Annotated in this window: 3 protein-coding genes; all 3 read left to right on the top strand. The window is 37.7% G+C overall.

Going from position 1 to position 6,372, the window contains the following annotated elements; genetic code table 11:
• On the top strand, positions 1–229 hold a 229-nt coding region (locus AC0QT4_RS08375), incomplete at its 5' end, for a YadA-like family protein (protein ID WP_473201227.1).
• A 1,066-nt stretch (positions 230–1,295) separates the two neighbouring features.
• On the top strand, positions 1,296–4,592 hold the full coding sequence (locus AC0QT4_RS08370; RefSeq protein ID WP_473201226.1) for a YadA-like family protein: 3,297 nt from the start codon (positions 1,296–1,298) through the stop codon (positions 4,590–4,592).
• Between the two features lie 1,006 nt (positions 4,593–5,598).
• Positions 5,599–6,372, top strand: a 774-nt coding sequence (locus tag AC0QT4_RS08365; RefSeq protein WP_473201225.1) for a hypothetical protein, incomplete at its 3' end; no start/stop codon positions are given.

Raw genomic sequence — 6,372 nt, 5'->3', positions numbered from 1 at the left:
AGCAAGACAAGCAGCTGCTATTGGTTTGGCAGTCTCTAACTTAAGTTACGATGATACACCTGGAAAGTTAAGTATTTCACTTGGTACGGGTTTATGGCATAGTCAATCTGCTTTTGCTTTTGGTGCTGGTTACACCTCCGAAAATGGAAGAATTCGTACGAATGTATCTGCAACCAGTGCTGGAGGTCATTGGGGTGTAGGTGCAGGGCTAAGGGTAACTCTTAACTAACCGTACAAAATGTTTTTGCCCTTGTCATAAATTATGATAAGGGCAAAAATTCTATATTTAGGAGAGTAATATACAGAAAATCGTAGAGTAATATACTTATGGGGTCTCATATAAGTTATTTCATAGGAATAATTTTAATGAGAATGATTTTGTTTAAAACAAAGCACATTAAATAAAAATGTACAAATGCAGAGTAATTTTTATCTAAAGTAATAGATAGCGTAATCGCTCAATATCCTAGTTTATATGTTTGATACTTTTACTGATATAAATATCTGTTGGAAGATATGATTAAAAAAATCCCCTTTTTACTACTCTATTTATTTTCTTTGTATGGATCAGTAGCAATAATTAAGCAAAATGAGGAACTTAAAAAAATATAACTCTACGACACTACTCTTATAAGAATCTACAGAGCACACAAAAAGATTCATTTACAAATATTATAAGAGTATGAGTTTTAAAATTTTATAACTTAGAAAGAATGATTATTAAAAAAATTAATTTTTCTCTTGCTTTTTTTTTAAATAGGTTATAGAAAATAGACTGATCTTTAAGACCATTTGAGTAAAAGAGTTCTTTCTCACAGCGGGGGCGGTAGATATGAAAAAATCACACAACTATTTCCACTTCACTTTAAAGAAGCGTGATTCTGAAGTTCAGAAGCGTCTCGCTTATTTCTATGACAAAAGCGTAATAGCTTTACAAAAAACTTCCTAGATTACATCAGCAAACAATTTAGTGCTCTTTTTAGGCAATGTACATTCACTATTGCCCCCTACAATATATTACTTAATACGGCGAAAATATGGCTTTTCTATATCGAACTATTTCTCTTTCATCGTCAAGTCGACGGGTTTTTCTGAAAAAAGAACAACCTCCTTAAATACATAAAAAATTAAATCTTTTCTAACTGGGCTATCAATGAATGCCAATCATAATATCACTGATACTGTAGATAGTCCCCTTTCCCATTATGGCAACCCTAATCTTTTATAAAACAAGAAAAATATCATCTGGAGCAAGAGAGCGCCAGAATATGCTTTTCTTACTTGGAGAACTTATTATGAAAAAAATATATACCACACCACAAGTGCCAGCAGTAAATAGTTTAAAAAACTCTTGCTCACCTTATCGCTTACCTTTTATTAAAACAATTTCATTGGTTTCAATAGCTGCCTTTTTATCAAGTGCTTCTCCTGTTTTTGCTTGTGATAAGTGGGGTAATGTAGCACAGTATTTTGGTGGTGGTGCAAATATACTTAAAAGTATTGCACCAACCTATATGATTAACGGCCGTGTATATAGAGACGTTGGCTCTGCGTTTGCAGGGGTAGATAGTACGCTTGCGAGTTGGGGAAATATTTTTGTATTTTTTAAGAAGGATATTGATAAGAAACTTGATAAAATCTCGTCTGATATGATTGTTAAGCAAGATGATACGGGACTTATTACCATTGGTAGACAAGTAAGTGGAGCGAAAGTAAGTATTGCAAACGTTAATGGTGCGACACGGATTCTTTCTGGTGTTGGTGCTGGTTCGATTGCAGCAACATCAACGGATGCGGTAAATGGCTCTCAAATTTATTCTATGAGCAATGAAATCGCTAGCTATTTTGGCGGTAAAGCTGGCTATAAAGATGGAAAATGGACAGCTCCTACTTTTACAGTTAAAGTTTTTGATGAGGATGGTAATGGATCTGAGCAGAACTATCATAATGTTGCAGATGCCTTTACGGGCGTAAGTGGTTCTCTCACCAGTCTTGATAAAAAGATTGAAAATATAGCCACTAATGTGACCGCTAATAGTCTTGTTAAGCAAGATGATACGGGACTTGTTACCATTGGTGGACAAGTAAGTGGAGCGAAAGTAAGTATTGCAAACGTTAATGGTGCGACACGGATTCTTTCTGGTGTTGCTTCTGGTTCGATTGCAGCAACATCAACGGATGCGGTAAATGGCTCTCAAATTTATTCTATGAGCAATGAAATCGCTAGCTATTTTGGCGGTAAAGCTGGCTATAAAGATGGAAAATGGACAGCTCCTACTTTTACAGTTAAAGTTTTTGATGAGGATGGTAATGGATCTGAGCAGAACTATCATAATGTTGCAGATGCCTTTACGGGCGTAAGTAGTTCTTTCACCAGTCTTGATAAAAAGATTGAAAATATAGCTACTAATGTGACCGCTAATAGTCTTGTTAAGCAGGATACAGCAGGACTTATCACTATTGGTGGACAAGTGAGTGGAGAGAGAGTAAGTATTGCAAACGTTCATAATGCGGAACGGATTCTTTCTGGTGTTGCTTCTGGTTCGATTACGGCAATATCAACGGATGCGGTAAATGGTTCTCAATTGCATGCCATAAGCAATGAAATTGCTAGCTATTTTAGTGACGGTGCTGGATATGATGAAGAAGGAAAATGGATATCTCCTACTTTTACACTTAAGGTCTTTGACAAGGCTGGGAATGGAACTGAACATGACTATCAGAATGTTGCAGATGCCTTTACGGGTGTAAGTAGTTCTTTCACCAATCTTAATGAAAAGATCGAAAAGGTGACAGGTGATAGTTTTATTAAGCAAAATAGCGTTGGGCTTATTACGATTGGTGGAAGTAAAAACGGCAATAGAATAGATATTGCCAACAGCGCAAACGCCCCTCGGATTCTCTCTGGTGTGAAGGGTGGAGCATTTACGAAAACATCGACCGAAGCAGTAAATGGTAGCCAGCTTTATTCTATGGCTCAGGCATTTGCAAGTTATTTTGGCGGTGGTGCTGGATATGATGAAAAGGGAAAATGGTCAGGTCCAACTTTTACAGTTAAAGCCTTTGATAAGGATGGTAATGAGACTGAGCACAGCTATACCAGTGTCGCGGATGCATTTGCTGGTGTTAATAGTGCTTTCTCAACTTTGAATGAGCAGATTATTGATATAAGAGATGGCGCTCTTATTGCTGTACCTTCCTCTCGACATGGTGAGTCAGAGATTGTGACACACAGCTTTCCTTTTATGAGAAGCATGTTTATGAGAATCGCGCCTATGAGCAATGGTGAGCCGGATCCCGAAGCTCTCCATTATAATCTTGACTCACCATTCAAGAAAGTGAGTTTTGCTGGTAATATTGGCAATCGGCTTCTTGTTGGTGTTGCTGCTGGTGAGGTTTCTTCTGACTCAGCTCAGGCAATCAATGGTAGCCAACTCTATGCGGTGAACACTGAGATTGCTAAGTATTTCGGTGGTACCACTAAGTATGAAGATAACGCTTGGGTTGCTCCAACCTTCAAGGTTTTCGGCTTCAATAAAGATGGCGCTGTGGATGACAATATAATACGCAATGATGTAGCGACGGCATTTGATGCTGTAAGTAACGGTATGAAGCTTATCAACGACCGCCTTACTGCTGTTGAGAAGAAAGAAACTTCTGATGGTGGTCAGTCATGGATAGCAGATGAGAAGGCTAGGGAGTTTGAAAATAAGGTAAATACGATTGACCAACAGGTAAAAGATCTTAAAACAGCAACGGATGAAGCTATTATCTATGAAAAAAACCCCGAGGGTACTGGAAGAGGCAATGCCATCAAGTTAGTAGGTGGAGATGCAACGAAAGGAGTCACTATAGAAAATGTAGCGGGTGGCCAACTTGCAGAAGGTTCTAGCAACGCAGCTACTGTTGGTCAAGTGTGGGACGTTGATCAGAAGGCGACGAAAGCCGAGGACGCCACAAAGGAGCTTAAGCAACAAACAACAACGCTTGAACAAGGCGCATCTCAGCTTAAACAAGATGTGAAAAATCTTAAAGCAGTAACGGATATTGCTGTTGCCTATGACACAGATGATAATGGACAGAAGATCAATAGCATCAAGTTAGTAGGTGGCAATGAAAGTGATCCTGTTTTGATAGACAATGTAGCGGAAGGGAAAATTGAAAAGGGATCTAAGCAGGCAGTTACTGGAGGTCAGTTGCATGACTACACTGAAGATCAGATGAAGGTGGTTCTTTCGGATGCGAAGCAATATACGGATAGTCAAGCCGCAATTCTTGTCAACAAGGGCGTTACCGAGGCGAAATCTTACACAGATAAGAAATTTGAAGCATTAAGTTATGATATTAAGAATGTCCGCAAAGAAGCAAGACAAGCAGCAGCGATTGGTTTGGCGGTCTCTAACTTACGTTACTTTGATGATCCAGGATCTTTGAGTGTTTCATTTGGTGGCGGTTTATGGCGCGGCCAATCTGCAATTGCTTTTGGTGCTGGTTATACCTCTGAAGATGGCAAGATTCGTTCTAATCTATCAGCAACCAGTGCTGGGGGGCAGTGGGGAGTAGGTGGTGGAATAACGCTAAAATTAAAATAATACCAGCTAATACAAAAAAACTGTAATTTAACCAAAATTTCGCCCTTGCCTAATCAGGCAAGGGCGAAATTTTATATTACAGAGAAGTAATATTTTACAGAGAAAGTTATAGAGTGGTACGTAAAATTTCATAACACTATATTCTATAGGAATAATTTTACAAAGACTGATTTCACTGACTAAGAAGTGAAGCACTTTAACAAAAATTTTACAAATGCAGAGTAGTCTCTCTAAGATAAATTGAGAGGGTACGTAATCATATCATAACTTAAAGACGTACATTCTATAATTTCATTAAGAGAGAATATCCATTGGGGGGATACGCTAAAAAATCAAAAATTCTATTTCATTATTTATTTCAGCAGGAGTACTCACGAGGTACGCAATAGCTGCAATTATTAATAAGACTCATTTTGACCAAAATGAGAGTCCTCAAAAACTCTGTAACAAAACCTCTCTATAAGTCTGCAACCTATGCGATGAAGCTATGAATTTTAAGATTATAGAAGCACTTCACGATCTTATACATCAGAAAGACTCATTATGTAAAAATAATTAAATTCATTTTCTTCTTGCTATTCCTCTTAAGAGTCTATAACAAGATAATGGAGTCATCAATAAGACTCATTTTGATAAAAAGTTATCGCAAGGGGAGGTGCGAATGATCATAAAAACATCACACAACAATTTCCACTTTCTTCTCTTTGGAAAAGAGAGCTCTAAAACGCAAGGGCATTCCGCTTATTCATTACAAAAAAATACAATAAGCACCAACGCTCCCCATGCTTCTTAAACAAATAAAATGAGCTACGTTACCTAAAAAAACATGCACTCAACTTAGAGGCAAAAAAACAAAACCCCATCAACCAAATTATTAACCAACCACCACTATCTGCCTCTACGGCATCTAAACCTTATAGAGAATGAGAAAAAGACATCGCCACATTACCCTTAGCGCTGAAATATGTCTTTTTAATGTTCTAAATATATTTTTGGAGAATTTGTTATGAAAAAATTATATACCACACCAAAAGCGCCTGTGGTGAGTAATTTTAAAAGTTCTTGCTCGCTTTATCATTTACTTTTTATTAAAGCGCTTTCATTGGTTTCAGGAATTATTCTCTTATCAAATATTTCTCCTGTTTCTGCTCATACTCAGGTTTTTAATAACTTATCAAACGATTTTAGTGGTGGTACAAATGTGCTTAAAGGTATTCCGCCTGTCGATAGAGTTGATAATAAAGCGTCTAGAGATACTGGTTCTGTATTTATGGGGGATGAAGATTCCTTCAAAAACTTAACACCTAATATTAAGTTTCAGACTAAAGTTGCTTTTGATACTGCCTTTGCAGGAATGGAAAGTTCTAAAAATGGAGCAGATACATTTTCTGGTGTTAAGAGTACTTTCACAACTTTGAATAACCAGATTGTAGAGATAAAAGAAACCCCTACTCTTGGGGAAAAACACGAGCAATTCTCTCAAAGTGATGATCGACCTGAGAATACAAACAGCTTCCCCTTTATGAGAAACTTATCCCCTACACGAGCATTCAATCGGGCAGCACGCGCGGATGGAGATTCGGTAACGATAGCTGCTAACTCACCAGTAACCAAAGTAAGTTTTATGAGTAGTGAAGGTAAACCTCGGAATCTTTTGGCTGTTGCTGCTGGTAGTCTTTCACAAGACTCAACTGAAGCGGTAAATGGTTCTCAGCTTTATTTATTAGGGAGCAGTGTTGCGAAATTTTTTGGCGGGAACGCTAGCTATGAGAAAGGCGCT

The sequence above is a fragment of the Bartonella sp. EBT8 genome, assembly GCF_055796165.1.
Note: the sequence above shows the minus strand (reverse complement) of the source record. Positions and strands in the feature narration are given on the sequence as shown.

Excerpts from the sequence above, each read along its gene's own strand:
- AC0QT4_RS08370 (WP_473201226.1), top strand. The coding sequence starts at position 1,296 with ATGAAAAAAATATATACCACACCACAAGTGCCAGCAGTAAATAGTTTA.